Raw genomic sequence first — 19773 nt, 5'->3', positions numbered from 1 at the left:
GTATTTTCTAATTTTTGTGTTCAGCAATATCACTATCTAATTCTTCATCAATAATCGCTTCATAGATAAGACGTTGTATTTCAGTTCTTATATTTTCTCTCAATAATAAATTTTTACCAGCCTTAGGGTAAGTTCTATTGGCTAGAAAAATATAAACAATCTCTTCTTCTGGGTCAGCCCAAGCATAAGTTCCTGTAAAACCTGAATGTCCAAAACTTGTCATAGATAGACAACCACAAGTTGGACCGTCATCTCCTAGTTGTGGTTTGTCGAAACCTATTCCTCTCCTTACATTTTTATGGCAAAAATGACAAGTATTAAATTTATCAATAGTTTCCGTTTTTAAGTATCGTTTACCTCCATAAAATCCTTTTTGGAGATACATTTGCATAATCTTGGCTACATCATTAGCATTGCTAAACACACCTGCATGACCACCAACACCATTTTGCATAGCTGCTCCCATATCGTGCACATAACCATGAACTTCTTGATAACGGAAATAATCATCTATCTCTGTAGGTATGATGTTTTTATCACTAAACTTAGTAGATGGATTATAGGTGGTATAATTGGCTCCTAAAGACTGATAAAAATGTTGCTGAACCAATTCATTTAAAGGTTTTTTGTAATAACCTTCAATATATTTTTTAAGAATATAGTATGGTAAATCACTATAGCGATAACGTAATCGAGATAATAATTCGGATTCAACAATAACTTTTTGGATTGAATCTGGATAGTCATGACGCAAGTACAATTCGTCTGCTACTTTTATACTAAAACGAGGTGTGCCTACTCTTCTATAATATTTTGGATCTGGTTTTTGGGTCACAGAATCTAAAGTCGCAGTATAAAATGGTACCCAAGGACGCAATTGCGCATAGTGTGACAACATCCGCTTAATTGTAACATCTTTTTTGTTTGAGTTTTGATACTCTGGAAGAATTCGAGATAATTTTGTGTTTAATGAAACTACTTTTTTTTCTTCCAACTCCATTAATAAAGGTAATGTAGCTAAAATTTTGGTGAGTGAAGCGACATCATAAATGTCATCAAATTTTACTTTTTCTTTCCCAGTGTAAGTATGCTTTCCAAAATTCTTATTATAGATCACTTTTCCTTTTCTGGCTACCAATAGCTGTATACCAGGTGTCATTTTATTGTTTACTGCATAAGTAGCAATAGAATCTAGTTTTTTTAATTTTTCGGAACTCATTCCAACACGTTCAGGCAATCCGTAACTTAAAGACGCTATTGAACTGTAATTGATGCCATTACCAACTTTGAAATGGTTGCCTAACGAGACGGGGACTTTTCCTTTTGCAGGAATAGCGCCAAAAATTACTTGTGCAGATTTCTGTTGAGAAATATCACTATTTTGATAACTCATCACAATGCCTTCTATATTTTCGATAGTAGCCAAATCAATCATAGAATACGGCATTGCAAATACATCGAGAACTACCGTATTTGTTCTAGCAATTTCATAAAGCCAAACGAGTTCTTTATCCTTAAATTTATAGCCTTGCCATGGGTTATCATTTTTCTTATGAAAACCAACTATAACTGTATTATAGTTTTGAAGTTTTGTAATTAATTCATCTAGCTTATCAGCTTTGACTTGATGAACTTTAGTGTACTTTTTGAGTTCATTATAGAATGTTGAACCCGAACTATCACCTAATTCTACATAAGCAATTTTCTTAGTTTCTAAATGACGTAATGGTAACAGTTCTTCTTTATTCTTAAGTACAGTTACAGCATCTTCCATAAGCTCTTCATATAATATATCATCTTGCAAGCGGTTTAAATCACTTACTAAAGTTGACGTTCCAATAGGTTGATAATTATTTAAACCAACCTTATATTTAGCCATTAAGATTTTCTTTACGGAATGTGCTAAACGTTCTTCAGAGATGTCTTTGTTATTATACGCATCAATAATTTTTTCAATGGCTTTTGGTACATCTTCAGAAATTAAAAGCACATCATTTCCTGCTTGAAAAGCAGCTAAATCAATATCACCTGGAGTACTATAATTAGAAACTCCTTTCATTTCTAAAGCATCCGTAAAAATAAGTCCTTTAAACCCTAAAGAATCTTTTAAGATATCTGTAACAATATGTTTTGACAATGAAGAAGGGAAACCGTCTCTTGGCTCTAAACTTGGTACATTTAAATGTGCAACCATAACACTTGATAACCCTTCATTAATGAGCTTTTTATAAGGATATAGTTCTATAGAATCAATTCGTTTTTCATTAAAATTGATGGTTGGCAATGTTTTATGTGAATCACTATCGGTGTCACCATGACCAGGAAAGTGCTTAGCATTGGCTAAAACACCTGCATCTTGCATTCCTTTCATAAAGGCAGAAGCTTTATCTGTTACATTATCTCTATCCTCTCCAAACGATCGGTTTCCAATTATAGGATTTTTGGGATTGGTATTAATATCTACAACAGGAGCAAAATTAAAATGCACACCAATGCGTTTACAATGCTCACCGATATGATACCCAGTACGTTCAACAAGTTTATCATTTTTGATTGCACCCAAAGTCATATTCCATGGAAATGCATAAGTCGAATCTAATCGCATGCTTAGACCCCATTCTGCATCCATTCCAATGAGTAATGGCGTTTTAGAAATGGCTTGATATAGATTGTTGAGTTTTGCCTGACGAACCGGACCACCTGATGAAAAAATTAAGCCTCCAATATGATTATTGTTAATCAATTTTGCAATTTGATTCTCATTACTCTTATTATTATTTGAAAATGCACGAACCATAAAAAGTTGCCCAACTTTCTCTTTAAGGCTCATATTGTTGTAAACACTATCAACCCATTTTTGTTGCACCTCAATATTGTTATGAGCTAATGGATGATTAGCATCTTGAGCAAGCGTAGGTAAGGTGATTATAAGTGTAAGTATGAGGGACAAAAAATATCGCATAAACTAAAGTCTTTAATAACATGTTCTTAGTTAGAACTAAAAACTATGCCAAAATAGTACTTTAGTTGAAAGAATAAAAGACTTTAAGATAGATTTATAACCAAGGTTGTGAACAACATAATTAAGACGTCTATTCAATTAAGTCGATGTGCCTATCATGATAACCTAAAAGATATAATACGCCATCTAATCCTATACTAGAAATAGAGCTTTGAGCATTATCCTTTACAGTTGGTTTTGCATGAAAAGCAATGCCTAGTCCAGCTAAATTTAGCATTGGTAAATCGTTAGCACCATCTCCAACAGCTATTGTCTGACTAATATCTATACCTTCCATCTTAGCAATTTCTTTTAAGTATTCTGCTTTTTTATTGCCATCAACAATGTCTCCAATATATCCACCAGTTAGAAGTCCATCTTTGATTTCAAGTTGATTAGCATAGACATAATCCATACCTAATTCTTTTTTAAGATATTCACCAAAATAAGTAAACCCACCAGATAGTATAGCCGTTTTAAATCCGTAACTCTTCAAGGTATCTATAAGTCGCTTAGCACCTTTTGTGATTGGAAGGTTGATAGCAACCTCATGTAAGACATCTTCACTAAGTCCTTTCAATAGCTTCATACGCCGTTTGAAACTCTGGTTAAAGTCAATTTCACCTTGCATGGCAGATTCTGTAATTGCTTTTACTTCAGCTCCAACACCTGCCAATTCAGCAAGCTTATCAATGACTTCAGCTTGTATTAACGTTGAATCCATATCAAAGCAGACTAAGCGTCGGTTTCTTCTAAAAATATTATCTTCTTGAAAAGCAATATCCACATCAAGATCTCTAGATATTTGCATAAATTTTTCAGTAAAATCAGCTTTGCAGTCTATTTTTCCTCTAATCGATAACTGTATAGAGGCTCTTGGGTATTCATCTTCTTTAACAAGAGAGGTTCGTCCAGTAAGTCGCTTTATGGCGTCAATATTTAAGTTTTTTTCTGAAATTACTTCAGTAACCTTTGAAATTTGTTCTGCAGATAGTTTCTCACCTAGTATAGTAATAATATAACGATCTTTACCTTGGAGACCAACCCATTTTTCGTAGTCTTCAAGAGAAATTGGCGTGAATTTAGCAGTTACACCTAGTTCATAGGCTTTAAATAATAAATCTTTTAAGACAGATGCAGAATTATTGCCAGCTTCAATTTCAAAAAGAAACCCTAAAGATAAAGTGTCATGAATGTTTGCTTGTCCAATATCTAGGACTTTGGCGCCATAATGTGATAAAACACTAGTTAGGCTGGAGGTTAAACCTGGTTTATCTTGTCCAGAAATGTTTAGCAAAAAAATATCGTTCGCCATATGATGCAATTATTTTAAAAATCGACTGTGCCAACTCTCACTCGCTGGAACTTCCCAATTTTCTTTAAACTCTGCAATATTAGTGACAAGATTATTAAATACAATAGTATTTTTAGAAATGGCTTTATCTTTAGCCATTTTTTTAAAATCTAATAACGATTTGTAAGCAACATAGGCACCTTGCTTGTAAGACACATTCATTTTATCCATTAAATCTACGCTATACGCTTTTTCCAGTTGTTGAATAAAATGCACAGAAGCATCTATGCTACAACCTGTAGCCATATTCAAATTTTGGTTTAAAGCTATTATAATAAATCGCTTATACTCAATTGTATATCCGGATTGCAAGTCACTACCATGAGCGGTCCAATTTTCGATAAAGGTGTCTAATTTTTCTTTTATTTCTGAAAGCTCTTGATCTGTAAATGATCGGTTGGCCTGATAAATCCAAACGCGTGATTCTTCAGGAAGTGTATTAAAATCGACAAGCATAATGTCTATATTTTTTCGATGTATTTAATGACTTTTTTCTTAACATAGCGACGCTCACTTAAATCGAAGAAATTTACTTCTTTGTAGTAAATCTTAAACTCACTGTTAATATTTGATTTTTTTAGGAGTTCATAACCTTCAAATTGCTCAGAAACTATAAAGGTATGAGCTTTATTGTAGGAGTCAGAAACTGTAATATATGATATAGCGTCATTATTAAGTGATAATAATTCGGCTTCAATATTTAAATCATTTTCGTCTTTTGCTGCTGGAGGCGCAGGTACATCACCATAATCATCGTCATCATCTAGCATAGCACCTAATTGATCATCTGAAAATAATTCAATAAAAGCATCACCACAGGTTGAAGCCATTTTTAACCCTACCTCTTCTCCTAATCCTTCAAAATCGTCAATGCCCTTTTCCTCAAATGCTTTCGATTCAGATTTCCTTTTGTTATAACTTCTTAGCAAGCATACGCCTAATGCCATTTGCTTTTGCTTCATAGATTTCCCTTTATCAAATAAGGTTTCATCATCCTGAATACATTCGCAAGCATCATCTGCAATTAATTGTAATACTTCGTCTCTAGTTTTATCTTGTGAATAGACCGTATTGGCAATTACAAGAATTAATAATAATAAAATATGCTTTGTCATAAGTACGTTATTGTTTATTGTGTTTTTTAAAATTGCGATAGGTTAAAAACCCATACATCACTACACCAAATATAAAGTAGAATAATAATCTTGGCCATGAAAAACCACGACCAAATAAATAATCTACACCTAAAACGACTAGGGAAAATATAGAGCCACCTATTAAGCCAGCAGTTAGTATTCTTTTTTTATTAATCTCAGCCATATTATAAATCTTGGGCATTAGCAATTAATTCGGCAATGTCCATTACAGCGATATCATTTTCTTTTTCTTTGTTTTTAACACCATCTGTCATCATGGTATTACAAAATGGGCAACCCGCAGCAATAATCTGAGGTTTGGTTTCAAGAGCTTGTTCTGTTCTTTCAATATTAACATCTTTATTACCTTTCTCAGGTTCTTTGAACATTTGTGCACCTCCAGCACCACAGCAAAGTCCGCGAGACTTACAACTTTTCATTTCAACCAACTCAGCATCTAATTTTCTAATTAAATCCCTAGGCGCTTCATATACATCATTTGCACGACCTAAATAACATGGGTCATGAAATGTAATACGTTTTCCTTTAAATTGACCACCTTCAACGGTTAATCGACCTTCATTTAATAATGATTTTAAGAATTGAGTATGATGCATAACTTCATATTGACCACCTAATTCTGGATACTCATTTTTTATAGTATTGAAACAATGCGGACAAGCAGTTACTATTTTTTTAATTTCATAAGCGTTCATAACTTCAATATTAGTTACTGCTTGCATTTGAAATAAAAACTCATTACCAGAACGTTTTGCAGGATCGCCTGTACAGCTTTCTTCGGTTCCAAGAACGGCAAATTCGACTTTGGCTTTATTTAATAATTTGACAAAAGCTTTAGTAATTTTCTTTGCTCTGTCATCAAAGCTTCCTGCACATCCAACCCAAAACAACACTTCCGGTTGTTTTCCTGCTGCCATAAATTCTGCCATTGTAGGCACTTTGAGTAATTCGCTCATATGTGTATATTTATATAGCTAGAGGTAAAACCCTCTTAATTCTCTTTAATTTCTGCAAAATCTTTTTTTGCAATTCTGATATAGATAGCCAGTTTTTTTTTGCCATCTTTTAACTTGTTTTTTGGATCATAACGCTCCAAAAATGTACGCCTTTTAGCTTCTTCTCCTATCGCTTCTTTTTGAAAATCTGTACAATAATCGCAGATTACTTTTAAAAGCTCAATCTGTTTTACTTCACTATTGCGATATTCAATGAGCGTATATGATTTAATCTGTAATGAGTCTTTTTTATACGATTGTGCATTTAAATGTGCACTATACATACAAAAGATGAAAAGTGCTATACGTTGATATTTCCGAAGAAAACCGCACATTATTACTCATTTTTCCAGTTTAAACGATCCATTTGATTGTATGGCCAAGGAGCTCCATTATTTTCAATATTGGTCATCATATTATTAAGCTCCATTGGAGCTGCACTTTGCTCCATAACCAAGTACTGACGCATTTGCATGATGATATTTAAAGGATCGATACTCACTGGGCAAGCTTCAACACAAGCATTGCAACTTGTACACGCCCAAAGCTCTTCATTAGAAATATAGTCTCCTAGTAATTGCTTACCATCATCTTTAAATTCGCCTTTATTTGCATCTATATTTTTACCTACTTCTTCAAGACGATCACGTGTGTCCATCATGATTTTACGAGGTGATAGTTTTTTACCTGTTTGATTAGCAGGGCATTCACTTGTGCAACGTCCACATTCTGTACATGTATATGCATTTAATAAATTATGCCAACTTAAGTCTTGAACATCACTAGCACCAAACTTTGCTGGAACAGCTACATCTGCTCCCTCTGGTGGTGCTGCAAATGGATCTACATTTGGATCCATCATCATTTTTACTTCTTTGGTTACAGCTTCATTATTTTCAAATTGTCCCTTTGGTGTTAGTTTTCCGTAGTATGTATTCGGAAACGCTAAAAGAATATGTAAATGTTTAGAGAAGTATAAATAATTCAAAAACACTAGAATCCCCAAAATATGAAGCCACCAAGCCGTACGCTCTATGATAATAAGTGTTGCATTAGACATGCCATCAAAAACTGGCAGTAACCATTGGCTAATTGGGAATGAACCGGCAGTTGGATAACCCTCTGCTCCATTTAGTTGCAATTGAAGATCTGCACCATTCATAGTTAGAAACAAACACATGAGTACGACTTCAAAATATAAGATGATATTTCCATCATTTTTAGGCCAACCTTTCATTTCTGAACTTAAAAAACGTTTTAACTTAATAATGTTACGTCGTATCCAAAAGATCATTACTGAAACCAAAACTCCAAATGCTAAAAGTTCGAAAGTCCCAATTAATATATCATAAATCTCTCCTGCCGAAGAAAATATTCGGTGTTTTCCTGTAAGGCCATCAATGATAATTTCTAAAACTTCAATATTTATAACCACAAAACCTACATAAACAATAATATGCAAAATACCAGCAATTGGTCGCTTTACCATTTTGCTTTGTCCTAAAGCAATCATAGCCATATTCTTCCAACGTTGTGATTTATTATCGTTGATTTCTACATCACGTCCAAGCTTAATGTTGCGAATAAGTTTTCTAACATTTCTGGCAAAATATCCAATGCCAATGATTACTGCAATGGCAAATAATAGTCTTGGTACATATTCCATATTAAAGGTTAATTATTTTGATTGTCTTCTTTTGGTGGTGTGTATGGTATTTCTTTTTTTGATAGAATTCGTCTGTATCGTGCTGGGTGTAACTTAATATCCCTAACAAGTTCTTCCATTTCTTTCGATGCTGCCTCAAGGTTATTATACAATCCTTCATCATTTAAAAGTTTTCCTATTGAACCTTCGCCACTATTAACTTTAGCCATAAGGCTATTCACAGATGCCAATGTGTTATCAAGGTTATCTACCAGTTTAGAAAATTCTACAGTTTTTAAATCACTTGTAATAACGGACAAATCTCTAGATATTGAATCAAAATTATTGAGTACAGCTGCAAGTTTTTCGTCATTTTTATTGACTAGCGAATTAATAGAATACGCAACAGACTTAAAGGATTTCATCGTAGCGTTGAGTTCTTTAATAGCATTTTGAAGGCCATCTTCAGAGTCGTCAACAACTAAATTATTTAAGCTCACCAACAAGGTGTCAGCAGATTTAAGTGTTGTATCTAAGTTGCTACTCAATCCAGAAAAATTATCACTAAGTTTATTGACTAAGCCTTCTTTTATTTCAGATTTCAAAAAGTCTCCTGGTTTTGCTTGTTCACCTTCATTACTAACGATGATGGCAAGTGCATTTCCGCCCATGAGTCCGGTTTGGTACAATCTCACTTTACTGTCTTTAGAAAACACGAGTTGATCATTAACTGTAAAAGCAACTTTTGTTTTTCCACTATTAAAGTCGTAGCTTATTTTTTTAACCTTACCAACAGCATTTCCTTTAACTGTAACAGGAGATGACGAACTCAATGCATTGTAGTCAAATTCTGTGTAATAGGTGTTAGGTGATTCAAATAGATTTTCACCTTTAAGATAATTGAATAGAAATATCAATAATATAATACCCGAAAGTACGAGTATCGCTGTTTTTACTTCTCTTGAAATTTTCAAATCTTACAATTTTGGGTTATAACAAAATTAGCAATAAATATATAAAGAATGGATTTAATTAGAGTCAGATTTCAATGCTTCGGAAACATCTATTTTTATTCCATCTCTAAAGGCAACCACAAAACAATCTTTATATCCTTTTGATTTTGCTTGAGTTTGAAACTGTTTTATTTTGCTATAATCAGATGTGTAGCCATAAAAGTACTTGTAGAAATTACCAACTTTTTCTCGGGAAATATCTGATAGCCCTTTAAAATTATATGACTTTGGCTCTAATTTTTTGGAACTCGCAGCAATCTGAACTTTAAACACAACGTTATCGATGATTTGAGGCTCTACCTCGGTTGGAGTTGTATCTAAATCATTATATATATTATCACCAACATTTAAATCTAATTGTTTCTTATAATCCAAAATGGCATCACTTATAGATTTGGCCATTTTGGATTGACCTGTTTTAGAATGTAAATAAGCCCCTTCTTTTTTGTAAGTTAAAAATCCTGTTTCTACTAATACACTAGGCATATAAGTATTGTGTAGCACCCAAAAACCAGCTTGCTTCACACCTCTGCTCTTACGCTTTTGCTGTGCTTTAAAATTATCTTCAATGTGACGTGCAAGACTAATACTTTGATCTAAATATTGCTCTTGAATTATCCCAAAAGAAATAACTGACTCCGGTGAATTTGGATCAAACCCTTCATAGTGCTGTTCGTAATCTGCTTCTAAAAAGATCACTTCGTTCTCTTTCTTTGCTATTTCAAAATTTCGCTGATTGGCGTGCAATCCCAAAACAAAAGTTTCTGTACCATTTGCCGAAGAGTTATGCGCATTACAATGCACAGATACAAACAAATCGGCATCAGCATCATTAGCAATTTTTGCTCGACCTCTCAAGGTTACAAATACATCTTTCGTCCTGGTATAAATGACCTTAATATCTTTATTATTTGATAAGGTCTTACCTATTTGTTTTACAATATTTAAAGCAATATCTTTTTCTTTATAGCCACTACCTAAATTCCCAGAATCATGTCCTCCATGACCAGCATCAAGAACTACAACAAATTTGTCGCTTTTATTTTGAAAGGCATGAGCAGATGTTAAAATACTTGTAAATAACAAGGCTGTTAATACGAATATATAATGTAGTGTCGTTTTCATACGTGTTTAACGGTTATCTAACTCGGTTTATTTTAAGTCTCAAAAATACTAGTGTACATAGGCTTTAGAAACTTTTGATAAATTATTTGAATTATAAATTAATCATAAAAAATATATGTAATTTTGGCAATTCAAAAACCGAGCCATACTTTAGCAAAAATACATTTAAAAGCATTGCGTACAAAAAGCTTACACATACTTTTTACCCTAAGTTTTACCATGTTTATTAACATGTTTTGCTTCGCTCAAGAGTTGCCTAAACCTAAGGAACCTATTAAACCCAAACCTCAAAATGATTCACTAGTAGTTGTTAAGGTAGATTCATTATTGAATCCTCAAGTAAATCTTAAAGAAGTTGATAGCACTCAAAGTGATTCTATTCCGAAGAAGAAAAAAAAGGAAACCTTAGAAGGTATTGTCAATTACAAAGCCAAGGACTTTGTAAGAATGAATCAAAAAGAAAACCAAACTACATTATATAACGAAGCTGAAGTCACCTATACCGACATGAATATTAAAGCGGGTATTATTGTTATAGATCATGGAAAAAACCTAGTTTATGCTGGACGCTTAAAAGACACTTCTGATGTATATACGCAAAAGCCTGTGTTTACCCAAGGACAAAGTGTGATTGAGCCAGATTCAATCATTTTTAATACGGTTACCAAAAAAGCGTTGGTTTTTAATTCTAAGACCGAACAAAGTGGTGGTTACATTATTGCTGAGAAAACTAAGATGGAAAATGATTCCATTCTATTTATTCAAAATGGACGTTTTACCACTTCTGAAAATGAAGAAGATCCAGAATACTATTTCCTCATGCGAAATGCCAAGGTGGTTCCTGGAAAAAAAGTCGTCACAGGCTTAACCAATCTTTTCATTTATGATGTCCCTACTCCAATAGGTTTACCTTTTGCTTATTTTCCTATGACCAGTAAACAGACCTCAGGTATTATCATGCCTACACCTGGGCAAGATTTGGGAAATACTGATAGAGGCTATTTTTTACAAAATGGTGGCTATTATTTTGCGATTAGTGATTATGTAGATTTGGCGGTTCTTGGGGATTATTATACCAATGGTAGTTACGGATTGCGTTTAGAATCTAATTATGGATTACGTTATAAATTTAGAGGTAATTTAAGTTTTAGATATGAAAATTTGATCAATGGCGAACGAGGGTTTCCTGATTTTTCTAAATCTACAATCTATAATATTAGATGGTCACATTCTCAAGATGCAAAATCTAATCCGAATTCTCGATTTTCGGCATCTGTGAACTTAGGTAGTAGTCGATATTTCCAACAATCGATTAATCAGTTAAATTTACCGAGTACTCAAAACAATACTTTAGCCTCGTCTGTGTCATATTCTAAGACATTTCAAGGTGAGCCTCAAGTTAATATGAATCTTACGGCTACTCATTCTCAAAACACCAATACAGAACAAATTAATATGACTTTACCAACCTTTCAAGGTAGTGTTGGTCGTATGTTTCCGTTTGCACCTCAAGTTGGAACCAAAAAAGGATTCATTCAAAATATCAACCTCCAATATAATGTAAGAGCGGAAAATAGAATTCAAACCACAGATTCTTTATTTTTTAAATCGGAGATGTTCGATGATGCACGTATTGGAGCATTGCACTCTATTCCAATCACAACTAACTTTAAAGTATTTAAGTATTTCAGCATGAGCGCTAGTGCGAATTTTGAAGAAAACTGGACACTAAATACAATTAATAGATTCCAAGACGATAATGGAGATATTGTTACGGAAGATCTAAATCAATTTGACCGTTTCTTTACCTATAATTTTAGTACGAGTATTGGGACAACCATTTATGGTATGTTTAATTTTGAAAAAGAGGGCAAAGACCCGAGAATTCAAAAAATAAGGCATGTCATGAGACCATCTATAAGTTATAATATCAATCCTGCTTTTGATCAATATTATGATACCTTCGAGGTAGTAGATGCAGATGGAACAACAGTTGGCGATGTAGAACGAGAAACCTATACGCGTTTTGAAGGCTCTCTTTTTGGTACTCCTAACCGAACATTCTCTAGTTCTATGGGGATTTCTATAGGAAATAATTTTGAAGCCAAGGTGCGAGATAGAGATAGTACTGCAACTGAACCCAAAAAGATTAAGCTCTTAAATAATCTTAACTTTTCTACCTCATACAATTTTGCTGGTGATTCATTACAATGGAGTCCGCTACGAGTTTCAGGAGGTACAACATTGTTGAAAGATAAAATGAATGTCAATTTTGGGATGGTTCTAGACCCTTATGCTTTAGATAATAATAACCGAAAAATTGACCGCTTTAATATTGATAATGGGGGAAGTTTATTTAGGTTAACTTCCGCGTCATTAAATATTAGTTATTCTCTAACTAGTAAATCTTTCGAAGGTAATAGTGGTAATGATGATCGAGCCACTCAAGAGTCGTTAAGAAATGGTGGTCGTGCTGATGATTTATTTGGGAAGCCTCAAGATTTTGCTGACCAACGTTTATCTGATGACGATAGAGACAAGAGTAAAGATGATGAAGATTCAGAACTTTATAATTACAAAATACCTTGGAGCTTACGGCTAGCATATGCTGTGAATTATTCCAATTCGTCGCGACAGAATACCATATCAAATAATTCGCTAATGTTTTCTGGTGATATCGAATTATCTCCACGATGGTCTGTTGGAGCTTCATCTGGTTACGATTTTGTAAATAAAGGCTTTACTCAAACTCAATTGCGTTTTGAGAGAGATCTTTTAAGTTGGCGAATGAATTTTAGTTGGGTGCCGTTTGGAACTTATAAATCTTGGAACTTCTTTATTGGAATCCGTTCTAACTTACTTAAGGATCTTAAATATGATAAACGTAGGCAACGAGATCAACGTCTTTAAAAATACTATATTATGAAAACAATCATCAATACACCTCACGCTCCTGCTCCTATTGGACCCTATAATCAGGCTGTATTATCAGGAAACACATTATATACATCAGGACAAATAGCAATAAATGTAACTTCGGGCGAGTTGGTCTTAGACTCTATATCTTCGGAAACAGAACAAGTTATGCAAAATTTGGAAGCTGTGTTAGAAGCTGCAGATATGACGTTTGAAAACGTAATTAAGACTTCAATTTTTATTAGTGATATGAATAACTTCTCAGAAATTAACGACGTTTACGGGAAGTATTTCAATGCAGAAACTGCTCCTGCACGTGAAACTGTAGAAGTTGCAAATTTGCCTAAATTTGTCAATGTTGAGATTAGCATGATTGCTGTAAAGTAAGTCACTTGTAAAGTTATAAACAATCATTTCTTAAAAACTTCATTGCCGAAGTGTTTTATCATAACATCATCGGTTTAAATTTGAAGCATGTTAAAACCATTTACTATGCTCAAATATTTACTTACTATTACATTGCTTTTATTTGTTTCTGTGTCATTTGCTCAGAAAGATTTTGAAAAATCACTAGACTCTATTCATACACTTGATGATGTTAATTTGTTTTTTAAAAAGCATAAAAAAGCCAAAGGAAAAGTTGTTGTTTTTAATGAGGAAAAACATAAAACACAAATGGCAGAAAAAATCTTCAACATGAGTGTTGGCTCCAAAAAATATTTTAAAGACAGTCCGCAGAAAACCTATTATAAAGTTATTGAAAAGTACGAGATTCCTTATTATAGAGTAAGCTGTGTATATCTTGATGGAAATAAAATACCATCAGAAGATATTAATGCTATTCGGAAAGATGTTGTATCTAAATACAACCAAGGTTATCGATTTACAGATTTAGCAAAACGTTATTCAATGGATAATACTGCCAAACGTGGTGGTGATTTAGGATGGTTTACTTATGGTGATTTGCATCCAGAGTTTGAAAAGCAGGTTTTAGATGGGTCACATAGTGTTAATGATGTGTTCACTGTTGATATTCCAGAAATCAAAGCACATTATGTGGTGCTCATGACTCAAGATAAAAAACTGATCGAAGAAGCTAAAGTATTAAAAGTTACTGAACCAGCAAGAAATAGTAGAGAGTAATGCAATTATTTTATAATGCAGATCTAAAATCAACAGATACTGAAATTCGTTTTTCTAAAGAGGAAAGTCGGCATATTGTAAAAGTATTACGTAAATCAATTGGAGACACACTTAATATTACGAATGGTAAAGGTTGGCTGTTTTCTGCGGAAATCAATATTGCCGGTATTAAAAACTGTATAGCCAGTATAAAAACGACAGTTTTCCAGCCCAAAAAAGAGTATACACTTCACCTTGCTGTGGCACCAACTAAAATGAATGATCGCTATGAATGGTTTTTAGAAAAAGCTACAGAAATTGGAATTGATGTCATTACTCCAATTTTTTGTGATAATAGTGAGCGTCGTATCATAAAGGCCGAGCGTTTTGAAAAAATATTGCAATCGGCAATGAAGCAATCTTTGCACTGTTACTTGCCTATATTGAATAAGGCGGTCTCATTCAAAGAGTTTATTAAACAATCAAATGAAGGGCAAACCTTTATCGCACATTGTGAAGAGACAGAACGATTATCCTTAAAACAGGCTCTAAAAACAAATCAAGATGTTACTATACTCATTGGTCCTGAAGGTGATTTTAGCACTAAAGAAATAGAATTAGCCATTAAGAACAATTTTAAGCCTGTTATGCTAGGTGAAACACGATTACGCACAGAAACTGCCGCTATTGTAGCGTGTCACTCTGTAGTTTACACCAATGAACTATAAATTCACCTGAGAGCCCCCAACAATTTCTAAATCAGTATTTTGAATTAACACAACTAATTTCAATTCATCTTCAGGCTCTACCAATTTTGGAATAGTTAGACTAAAACTTCCTTTTTCAGATTTCAGTTTTAAAATAGTTTCTGAGACTACAATATTTGAGTTTTTTAAGGTGCGGTTTCGATTTTCGCCTCTTGAAATTTTAGTAATCCGTTCTTCAATGACTAAAGCGATTCTTATTGATTTGTTAATTATACGTCCTTGAACATTATAATCAAAGAATATCTCTCCATTTTCAGTAGCAATTGCTGTTAGGTCAACACGATTTTCCGCAGGAATCTTACTATGTTTATCTAGTTGACTTTTCATCTTACTAGGGTTTGAGCCAACAAAATGTGTTTTGCCATTAACAACCACTTGTGGTGTATAGACAGAGCTACTATTAAACTTTTGACTGTAACGACGTTGTTTATTACTGAATTCAGATTTGCTAAAAGGGTCTTTCCAGCCTATATAATTCCAATAATCCACATGATAAGATAAAGCTATGATATTACTTGCTTGGTTTGTAGTTTCAATTTGTGTGAGTAATCTATCCGCTGGAGGGCAGCTTGAGCAACCTTGAGACGTATAGAGTTCTAATACAGTTACTGGAGGAAAACCGTCTAAGGTTTCCGAAGAAAAAAGCAGCGGTATCATAAATAACGTTAAAAGGATATGTTTCATAGCACTTATTTTTTATTTTTGGGATATGAGATTTAGTTCGAATACATTTAGAAATCTTACAGTTGTTGTTATTCTTGTGATAAGTTTAACAAGCCATTCATTAGCTGCTCAAGATTTAGCAATAGTTAAATATAAAGGAGGTGGTGATTGGTATAGCAATCCAACAGCAATACCAAATTTAATCGCATATTGCAATGAAAATATCAAAACAAAAATGAACCCAAAGCCTCAAACTGTTGAGGTTGGAAGTATTGATATTTTTCAATTTCCACTATTACATATGACAGGACATGGTAATGTCTTTTTTACAGATGAGGATGCAGAAAATTTAAGGACGTATTTAATTTCTGGCGGTTTTCTCCATATTGACGACAATTATGGAATGGAGCCTTATATTAAGAAAGAACTGAAGAAAGTATTTCCAAATCAAGAATTGGTCGAATTGCCAAAAGATCATACGATATTTAATACGGCTTATAAATTTCCTGAAGGCTTACCTAAAATCCACGAGCACGATGGAAAACGACCTCAAGCTTTAGGGATATTTCATGAATCTAGACTTATATTATTGTTTACATTTGAAAGTGATTTAGGCGATGGCTGGGAAGACCCTGAAGTTCATAACGATCCAGAAGATGTTAGAGAAAAAGCTCTTAAAATGGGTGCCAATATTGTGAAATTTGCTTTTGAAAACTAGCTAGTGAAAATTTAGAATGCAACTCGACCACTACTCTACTCATTTTAAAAAACGCACCTTTCCTATTACATTAATATGTGAGCATGTGACCAATGCACCTAACACTGGAAGTCTATTCCGTACAGCGGATGCTTTTGGTATTGAAAAACTTATTTTTTGCGGCGAACAGGTTCTCTTAGGTCGTAAAATGACAAAAACATCAAGAGCTACTGAAAAATCAGTTAATTATGAGGTAAAACCTAATGCCGTTGATTTTGTTTCTGAACTAAAACAACAAGGTTATACCATTATAGCTCTCGAAATCACAACACACAGCAAGACTTTAGGTGAATATCAATTTCCGAAGAACACACCAATCGCTCTTGTTATTGGTGACGAAAATTTTGGAATTTCTGAAGCCATATTGAATGCGAGTGATGCGGTAATTCATATTGATATGTACGGACAAAATAGCAGTATGAATGTTGTGCAAGCAACAAGTATAACTTTATACGAAATCACTAAACAAATTAAATAAAGTCTTTATATTTATAAAGTAAAAACAACTCTATGAATTCTAGAACCATTGCCAATGGCATTTTGCGAGCTGTTGGTATTATTGTGGCCATTGCTTTAGTGTTATATTTCTTATATAAAATACAATCGGTCATCGTATATATCCTTATTGCAGCAGTAATTTCGCTCATTGGAAGACCTATTGTTATATTTTTAAGACGACGTTTAAAATTCGGAAATGCAATAGCTGTAGTAACTACAATGTTGCTTCTTATAGGGGTTTTTGTCGGTATCATAGGCTTGTTAATTCCATTATTAATTGAGCAAGGTCAAAACCTGTCGCTTTTGGATATCAACCAATTACAAACCAATATTGAAGAATTATATAAAGCAACCATCCAATACTTAGAGCTCAATCACATCGATGCTGAACAAGCTATCAAAGAATCTAAGATTCTATCTAACCTAGATTATAGTATTATTCCTAACTTTTTAAATAATTTTGTATCTGGTATCGGTAGTTTTAGTGTTGGATTGATGTCGGTTTTATTTATTGCCTTTTTCTTTTTAAAGGATAGTAATTTATTTCAACAAGGAATTTTAACTTTAGTTCCCAATGAAAAAGAATCGAAAACTAAACGCTCTTTTGCAAAAATCTCAGACTTGTTATCTCGCTACTTTGTGGGCTTGTTTTTCCAAATTTTAATCTTATTTGTGATTTATACTATTGGACTGCTTATAATAGGTGTTAAAAATGCAGTCGTTATTGCGTTTTTATGTGCCCTTATTAATTTGGTGCCCTATTTAGGCCCATTAATTGGAGGTGCATTAATGCTTTTATTAGTCATGACTAATAACTTAGGAGATAGTTTTAATGATGTTGTCTTACCAAATATCATTTATACGATAATTGTTATTGTCATCGCACAATTAATTGACAACTTCTTTAGTCAGCCTTATATCTTTTCGAAAAGTGTTAAATCACACCCACTAGAAATTTTCTTGATCATAATTATTGCTGGATTACTATTTGGTGTCGTTGGGATGATAGTTGCAGTGCCAAGTTATACGGCAATTAAAGTCATATTAAAAGAGTTTTTGTCGGATAACAAAGTGGTTAAAAAATTAACACAAGGATTATAATTATTGTTTGAATTCTGAAATCTTAAATACTAATATTCAAGCTTTTATTAATGAGCACCTGAGCAGTGATATTTCAAAATTACTCCTTAAAGGCACGAGTTTTGAAGGTGTAACAACAAAAGAAATTGTAGAGCAAGTTGAAGCAAAAACTAAGAGTAAACAAAAGTTACCTACTTGGTATTCTACCAAACAAATCTATTACTCAAATAAACTTAATATTGAACAAACTTCTTCTGAAGTTACAGCAGCCTATAAATCCCAATTATTTACAGGAACATCCATAATTGATCTTACTGGAGGATTTGGTGTTGATTGTTTTTATTTTTCAAAGCAGTTTAAACACGTTACACATTGTGAGATTAATTCTGAATTATCCCATATTGTAGCGCATAACAATGTACAGTTAGGAGTAAGCAATATCAAAACTATTTGCGCCAATGGTATAGATTACTTAACAGGAGATAATGTACATTATGATTGGATTTATATAGACCCATCTAGACGGCATGATAGTAAAGGAAAGGTATTCTTTTTAAGAGATTGCCTGCCAGATGTGCCAAAGCATATCCATTCTTTGTTAAGTTTTAGTAAGCATATTGCTATTAAAACTTCTCCACTATTGGATTTGTCTGTTGGGATAAAAGAACTTCAATTTGTAAAGACCATTCATATTATATCTGTAAAAAATGAAGTTAAGGAACTATTATGGATTATAGAAAACGGTTTTGATAGTGCCATTACTATCAAAACCGTTAATATATTAGCGGACACTAAAAATGTTTTTTCTTTTTTAACTAATGAAGAAGCACGTACTCAAGTTAACTACGAGCAACCATTAACCTATCTTTATGAACCCAACGCTTCTATTCTCAAGTCAGGTGGGTTTAATAGTGTTGCGCAATACTTTGGCTTGAATAAATTACATCAACACTCTCATTTATATACTAGCAATGACTTGATTGATTTTCCTGGACGAATTTTTAAAATAGATAACATATTACCTTACAATAAAAAAAATATAAAAGCCCTTAATATCAAGCAAGCCAATATAACGACTAGAAATTTTCCTGAAACCGTGCAACAGCTCAGAAAGAAGCATCGTATTAAAGATGGTAGTTCTAACTACTTGTTCTTTACGACTAACTGTCTTAATGATAAAATTGTCCTAGTCTGTTCAAAAATCTAACTAGAGATTTACTGGAATTGCGTTTGTTAAATAGTTATCAGTGTCTACTTCAATATCAAAACTCATACACTCTCCCATAGCGTAGACGACTTTTTCATCGGCAATGCCAGTTGTGTTTTTTGAAATATTAAAGATAATATCACCTTCTGCAAACATTAAATAACTAGAACTATTACCTGGAGCTAAGTCCTGAACTGTATGCAGTACGGTACCATCAATAGTGGCAATTTGTAATGTCACGTTAACCGTTCCGTTATTAGTTATTCGAGCTTGTGGGTCTTGACCAGAGCAAGGATCTTGGTTATTGCCAGCATCTGCAGTTTCAAGTGAAATAGAATTCTCGAATTGTTCTTCGTTTTCTAGTGGTTCAACAGAACAACTAAAACATGTAGTCATAACAATTGCACATGCAATTGTGTGTTTAAGTAGGTTTTTCATCGATTTGGGGTTTAATGAAATATAAAACAAATGTA

General features: G+C 33.3%; 20 protein-coding genes. 8 read left to right on the top strand and 12 right to left on the bottom strand.

Features of this window, described 5'->3' with window-relative positions; translation table 11 throughout:
* Window positions 1–7: 7 nt before the first annotated feature.
* The 10 genes from ACTU6T_RS14155 to ACTU6T_RS14110 form a co-directional block, all read right to left on the bottom strand.
* Window positions 8–2962, bottom strand: coding sequence for a glycoside hydrolase family 3 N-terminal domain-containing protein (locus ACTU6T_RS14155; protein ID WP_460218846.1), 2955 nt, complete (start codon window positions 2960–2962; stop codon window positions 8–10).
* A 130-nt stretch (window positions 2963–3092) separates the two neighbouring features.
* On the bottom strand, window positions 3093–4316 hold the full coding sequence (serB, locus tag ACTU6T_RS14150; protein ID WP_460218845.1) for a phosphoserine phosphatase SerB: 1224 nt from the start codon (window positions 4314–4316) through the stop codon (window positions 3093–3095).
* Window positions 4317–4325: 9 nt separating this feature from the next.
* On the bottom strand, window positions 4326–4811 hold the full coding sequence (locus tag ACTU6T_RS14145; RefSeq protein ID WP_460218844.1) for an ABC transporter ATPase: 486 nt from the start codon (window positions 4809–4811) through the stop codon (window positions 4326–4328).
* Between the two features lie 5 nt (window positions 4812–4816).
* The gene (locus tag ACTU6T_RS14140; RefSeq protein WP_460218843.1) at window positions 4817–5470 is read right to left on the bottom strand and encodes a hypothetical protein; all 654 of its coding nucleotides are present in this window, start codon (window positions 5468–5470) and stop codon (window positions 4817–4819) included.
* 7 nt (window positions 5471–5477) lie between these two features.
* A complete protein-coding gene (locus ACTU6T_RS14135; protein WP_460218842.1) occupies window positions 5478–5693 on the bottom strand; it encodes a hypothetical protein in 216 nt (71 codons plus the stop codon).
* Window positions 5677–6468, bottom strand: a complete 792-nt coding sequence (locus ACTU6T_RS14130) for a (Fe-S)-binding protein (protein WP_460218841.1) — start codon at window positions 6466–6468, stop codon at window positions 5677–5679. The genes ACTU6T_RS14135 and ACTU6T_RS14130 overlap by 17 nt, the downstream gene beginning before the upstream one ends.
* A 35-nt stretch (window positions 6469–6503) precedes the next feature.
* The gene (locus tag ACTU6T_RS14125) at window positions 6504–6842 is read right to left on the bottom strand and encodes a hypothetical protein (protein WP_460218840.1); all 339 of its coding nucleotides are present in this window, start codon (window positions 6840–6842) and stop codon (window positions 6504–6506) included.
* Window positions 6843–6844: 2 nt separating this feature from the next.
* Window positions 6845–8173 carry a 4Fe-4S dicluster domain-containing protein gene (locus ACTU6T_RS14120; RefSeq protein WP_460218839.1) on the bottom strand — a complete coding sequence of 443 codons (1329 nt, stop codon included), beginning with the start codon at window positions 8171–8173 and terminating at the stop codon, window positions 6845–6847.
* An 8-nt stretch (window positions 8174–8181) separates the two neighbouring features.
* Window positions 8182–9126: an MlaD family protein gene (locus ACTU6T_RS14115; RefSeq protein ID WP_460218838.1), complete on the bottom strand. Its 945-nt coding sequence runs from the start codon at window positions 9124–9126 to the stop codon at window positions 8182–8184.
* Window positions 9127–9180: 54 nt separating this feature from the next.
* A complete protein-coding gene (locus ACTU6T_RS14110; RefSeq protein WP_460218837.1) occupies window positions 9181–10290 on the bottom strand; it encodes an N-acetylmuramoyl-L-alanine amidase family protein in 1110 nt (369 codons plus the stop codon).
* A 123-nt stretch (window positions 10291–10413) separates the two neighbouring features.
* On the opposite strand from ACTU6T_RS14110, the gene ACTU6T_RS14105 reads away from it, so the two are divergent.
* The 4 genes from ACTU6T_RS14105 (at window position 10414) to ACTU6T_RS14090 (ending at window position 15056) form a co-directional block, all read left to right on the top strand.
* On the top strand, window positions 10414–13200 hold the full coding sequence (locus tag ACTU6T_RS14105) for a putative LPS assembly protein LptD (RefSeq protein WP_460218836.1): 2787 nt from the start codon (window positions 10414–10416) through the stop codon (window positions 13198–13200).
* Between the two features lie 12 nt (window positions 13201–13212).
* Window positions 13213–13593: a Rid family detoxifying hydrolase gene (locus ACTU6T_RS14100; protein WP_460218835.1), complete on the top strand. Its 381-nt coding sequence runs from the start codon at window positions 13213–13215 to the stop codon at window positions 13591–13593.
* 105 nt (window positions 13594–13698) lie between these two features.
* Window positions 13699–14349: a peptidylprolyl isomerase gene (locus ACTU6T_RS14095; protein ID WP_460218834.1), complete on the top strand. Its 651-nt coding sequence runs from the start codon at window positions 13699–13701 to the stop codon at window positions 14347–14349.
* The gene (locus tag ACTU6T_RS14090) at window positions 14349–15056 is read left to right on the top strand and encodes a 16S rRNA (uracil(1498)-N(3))-methyltransferase (RefSeq protein ID WP_460218833.1); all 708 of its coding nucleotides are present in this window, start codon (window positions 14349–14351) and stop codon (window positions 15054–15056) included. The genes ACTU6T_RS14095 and ACTU6T_RS14090 overlap by 1 nt, the downstream gene beginning before the upstream one ends.
* Here the strand turns inward: ACTU6T_RS14090 and ACTU6T_RS14085 are convergent.
* Entirely contained in the window at window positions 15051–15779 is a 729-nt protein-coding gene (locus ACTU6T_RS14085; protein WP_460218832.1) for a DUF1223 domain-containing protein, read from the bottom strand. The two genes, ACTU6T_RS14090 and ACTU6T_RS14085, sit on opposite strands and share 6 nt — an antisense overlap.
* A 25-nt stretch (window positions 15780–15804) precedes the next feature.
* On the opposite strand from ACTU6T_RS14085, the gene ACTU6T_RS14080 reads away from it, so the two are divergent.
* From ACTU6T_RS14080 to ACTU6T_RS14065, 4 genes are read left to right on the top strand one after another with little or no spacing between them, the layout of a single operon-like run.
* The gene (locus tag ACTU6T_RS14080) at window positions 15805–16476 is read left to right on the top strand and encodes a DUF4159 domain-containing protein (RefSeq protein ID WP_460218831.1); all 672 of its coding nucleotides are present in this window, start codon (window positions 15805–15807) and stop codon (window positions 16474–16476) included.
* A 16-nt stretch (window positions 16477–16492) separates the two neighbouring features.
* Entirely contained in the window at window positions 16493–16993 is a 501-nt protein-coding gene (locus tag ACTU6T_RS14075) for a TrmH family RNA methyltransferase (protein ID WP_460218830.1), read from the top strand.
* A 32-nt stretch (window positions 16994–17025) separates the two neighbouring features.
* A complete protein-coding gene (locus ACTU6T_RS14070; RefSeq protein WP_460218829.1) occupies window positions 17026–18114 on the top strand; it encodes an AI-2E family transporter in 1089 nt (362 codons plus the stop codon).
* Between the two features lie 7 nt (window positions 18115–18121).
* Entirely contained in the window at window positions 18122–19300 is a 1179-nt protein-coding gene (locus ACTU6T_RS14065) for a THUMP-like domain-containing protein (RefSeq protein WP_460218828.1), read from the top strand.
* Here ACTU6T_RS14065 and ACTU6T_RS14060 read toward each other — a convergent pair whose 3' ends face one another.
* A complete protein-coding gene (locus ACTU6T_RS14060; RefSeq protein ID WP_460218827.1) occupies window positions 19301–19738 on the bottom strand; it encodes a hypothetical protein in 438 nt (145 codons plus the stop codon). It abuts the gene before it with no gap.
* Window positions 19739–19773 lie beyond the last annotated feature (35 nt).

It is taken from the genome of Psychroserpens citreus, from assembly GCF_055686305.1.
The sequence above is the reverse complement of the archived record's forward strand: the minus strand, read 5'-3'. Positions and strand labels throughout refer to the sequence as shown.